The organism is Pseudomonas syringae group sp. 247E2, assembly GCF_032587795.1.
GTDB lineage: Bacteria > Pseudomonadota > Gammaproteobacteria > Pseudomonadales > Pseudomonadaceae > Aquipseudomonas > Aquipseudomonas amygdali.
Genome location: NZ_JAWHPK010000037.1, coordinates 320124 through 323667 on the forward strand (window position 1 = coordinate 320124; position 3544 = coordinate 323667).

Genomic DNA, 3544 nt, shown 5'->3' on the forward strand with positions numbered 1-3544 from the left:
AAAGGACAAGGACGATGATTCTGAAAGTGACAGGTATCGTGATCGCGATACTGAGTTTTATTCTGCTGTTCATGGGTGCGCAACTGGTCGCTGCCGGGGGCTCTCCCGCCTACTCGATCATTGCTCTGGTCTTGCTGGCCACGGCAACCCTGATCTTTCTGAAAAAGAAGTCGGCGCTGACCCTGTACGCATTGCTTATGTGGGGGATTCTGATCTGGATCATCTACGAAGTCGGCTTTGACAAATGGCAATGGATCCCCCGCGGTGATCTGTTTGCGCTGATCGGCCTCTGGCTGGCGCTGCCCTGGGTGGTGCGGCCGCTTTATCAGGCAGGTTCGAGCTTCGATAACCGTCGTTTTCATCCCTTTCTCGGCAGTACGCTGGGGGTGATGCTGGTGATCGTGGTTGCGCTCATGTTTCATGACCCGTACCCGCTTCAAGGGCAGATCAGTAATGCAACGCCCACCCGTAGCGCCGAGTCGGCAGGCAAGGACTGGGCGGCTTATGGCGGGACCACTGCCGGTCAGCGTTTTTCCAGCCTTGATCAGATCACCCCGAAGAATGTCGGCAAGCTGTCGGTCGCCTGGGAGTACCACACCGGCGACCTGCGTGACGCAGGCAAGGATGCGGGCGAGTACACCTTTGAAGCGACGCCGCTGAAGATCAACGACCGGGTGTATGTATGTACCCCGCATAACGAAGTGCACGCGTTGAACCCGCAGACCGGGGAACTGGCCTGGAAATACACGCCCGAGAAAAAACGCTCCTACTTGCAGCAGCATCAGACCTGTCGGGGCGTCAGCTATTATTCCGCTGCATCCAGCCCTGATGGCCAGGTGCCACAGCCCGCTCAATGCGCAAAACGCATCATCACCGCCACCGCAGATGCCAGGCTGGTCTCGCTTGATGCAGACACCGGTAAATTGTGCGGCGATTTCGGCAACGGTGGCGTGATCGACTTGAGCGTCAACATGGGCGAGATTCGTCCACACGCGCTGATGCAGACCTCTGCGCCACTGATTGCAGGCGAGTTGATCGTGATTGGCAGTTCGGTGATGGATAACGGCTACGACGACGGCAACCCGTCCGGCGTCATCCGCGCCTATAACGTCATGACTGGCCAGCTGGTGTGGAACTTCGACCCGCAAAACCCTGACACTACCCAGCCGATAGCGGCCGACCAGAACTATCCGCAGGACACACCTGTTGCCTGGGCAACCCTGAGCGCCGATGTTGAAAACGGTCTCGTGTACGTTCCCTTCGGCAATGCCTCGCCCGACGAAACCGGCACGCGGCGTGACCCCGCCAGCAATACCGAGCAGTTTCGCGATGCGCTGGTGGCGCTGGACTTGAAAACAGGTGCGCTGCGCTGGAAGTTTCAGTCGTCGAACAATGACCTGTGGGATCGCGACAACCCTTCACAGCCGTCGCTGCTTGCTGTGGGAAAAGACGGCAACAGGCAGCCTGCATTGCTGTTGCCGACCAAAGTCGGGAATATCTTCGTGCTCAACCGCCTGACCGGCGAGCCGATAGTGCCTGTTGACCAGGTCAGCGTTCGCACCGAAGGCGGGGTTGCGGGCGAGCGTTTCGCGGCGACCCAGCCGGTCTCAAGGCTTAACTTCATCCCCCCGGCGTTGACCGAGAAGTCCATGTGGGGCATTACGCCTTTCGATCAGATGGCCTGTCGGATTACCTACAACTCACTTCGTTATGACGGCAATCCCTGGACACCTGCCACGGAGGCGGGCTCGCTGATCTATCCCGGCAATATCGGTGTGTTCAACTGGGGCTCGGTGGCGGTTGATCCTGACCGCCAATTGCTGATTGCAGCACCGGTACGCCTTGCTTATATCTACAACCTGATCAAGCGACCCGATCAGGACGCGCAAAAGCGTTTGTTCACTCAGGAAGGCAAGCCGTACTGGAACGAAAACTTCAACGGTGACTACGCCATCCGCATCTCAAGGTTCGCCTCCAGCCTTGGCATTCCCTGCACCGCGCCACCATGGGGAACCCTGGCAGGGGTTGACCTGGCCACCGGCAAAACCGAATGGACACGCCGGGTCGGCACCACCAAAAACCTCAAGACCAGCTTCATGCAGGAGCGTTTTCCAGTCGGTTTTCCGATGGGCATGGTCGCCCATGGTGGTCCGCTGATTACCGCAGGTGGTCTGGTATTCCATGGGGCGACAGCGGATAACTTCTTTCGCGCTTACGATGTGAATAACGGAGACGTGCTCTGGGAGCATGAATTGCCGGCTGGAGGGCAAGCGACGCCTTCGACCTATACCGGCAGTGATGGCAAACAGTACGTGATCATCGCGGCTGGCGGCCACGGATCGCTTGGTACGACACTGGGTGACAGTGTGATTGCGTTTCGGCTTGATTGAGATCGGGTCAGGGCAGGGGAAAGGGCCGGAAAAGGCCCTTTTCAGCATCCGTATGATGCCTGCGCATTGCGTCAGGCAGTATCAGCCGCCTGCCATCCAGCGTGCCAGGCCGTGCCGGCCGCTGACGCCGAGTTTGGCGGTGGCGCGCTTGAGGTAGGTTTCCACCGAGCTGTTCTTCACCTTCAGGCGCTGCGCCATTTCGGCCACAGTGCCACCGGTCAGCAAACCCAGGCACACCTCCTGCTCGCGTGCGGACAGCGTGACCGAATCCTGTGCCAGCCTGCCACTGAATGCCTGATCCAGAGAACCGGGCTCCGGCTCGATACGGGGCTTGCGATGGCCTGCCTGGGCAAGGATTTGCGCATGATGCTCGACCAGCGGCAACAGTGTGTCGGAGAGACTCTTGAGCAATGAAAGCTCGGTCAGGGAAAACGCGCGCAGGGAAGTCAACCTATAAACGCAGATGATCCGTCGACGGTCACCGCTGCTGGAAACGAGATTGCACTGGTGAGTGTTTTGCTGTGGGCGTTGCGCGTCAAGCGGGGTTTTGAGCTGGACCAGCAACGGTGCCTGCATGTGCAGAATGCTTGATAGCAGAGGATGGTCAGTTGTTTCGGTGCTCGGAGGATCGTGCTGCAGGCCGGCGCTGCCGAGTAGATTGATGCGACTGATACTGCTTTGACGCACGTCCAGCGTCCATTCACTGAGCTCAAGCCCGTGAATAGGCACCAGCGAACCCACCAATTGCAACATCTGCTCGGAAAATGTGCCGGCACCGGTACTGGAAACCAGTTGAGCCAATTGCAGATAGAAGCGTGGATCGTCGCTGTATTCGAAATGTTGCGCCGTGTTCATCTTGAGCTTTCCTGATTCCGACCGCGCAAAAAGGACCTTGGTCGACTGCTGCGCGGTAACTACTGATTGCAATAACTGACAAGCCTGATGACTGGACTGGGTCTTTGGTATTCAGCCAAAGCTTTTGTCGTGCGTCTGTAACGGAAAACGGGGACAGATTTTCAACCTGCCAAACATGCATGAGCGATAAAGAGTGGCAATAAGCCAGTCGCCGGGGTCTGTCCGGGTTTAAGGGGCCATACATAGGCAAGTCGGCAGTGCTTAATCCGCGGCCTACCTGTCAAGAAGGACCTTGAGCC

General features: G+C 58.1%; 2 protein-coding genes. One reads left to right on the forward strand and one right to left on the reverse strand.

What is annotated here, in order from left to right:
- Nucleotides 1–14 precede the first annotated feature (14 nt).
- The gene (locus RYC18_RS26200) at nt 15–2390 is read left to right on the forward strand and encodes a glucose/quinate/shikimate family membrane-bound PQQ-dependent dehydrogenase (RefSeq protein ID WP_316887035.1); all 2376 of its coding nucleotides are present in this window, start codon (nt 15–17) and stop codon (nt 2388–2390) included.
- A gap of 81 nt (nt 2391–2471) precedes the next feature.
- Here the strand turns inward: RYC18_RS26200 and RYC18_RS26205 are convergent, their stop codons facing one another.
- Entirely contained in the window at nt 2472–3245 is a 774-nt protein-coding gene (locus RYC18_RS26205) for a helix-turn-helix transcriptional regulator (protein ID WP_005743697.1), read from the reverse strand.
- Nucleotides 3246–3544: the final 299 nt, after the last annotated feature.

What these genes read in the sequence shown, in the direction of transcription:
- RYC18_RS26200 (WP_316887035.1), top strand. Translation starts at nt 15, where the DNA reads ATGATTCTGAAAGTGACAGGTATCGTGATCGCGATACTGAGTTTTATT.
- RYC18_RS26205 (WP_005743697.1), bottom strand. Translation starts at nt 3,245, where the DNA reads ATGAACACGGCGCAACATTTCGAATACAGCGACGATCCACGCTTCTAT.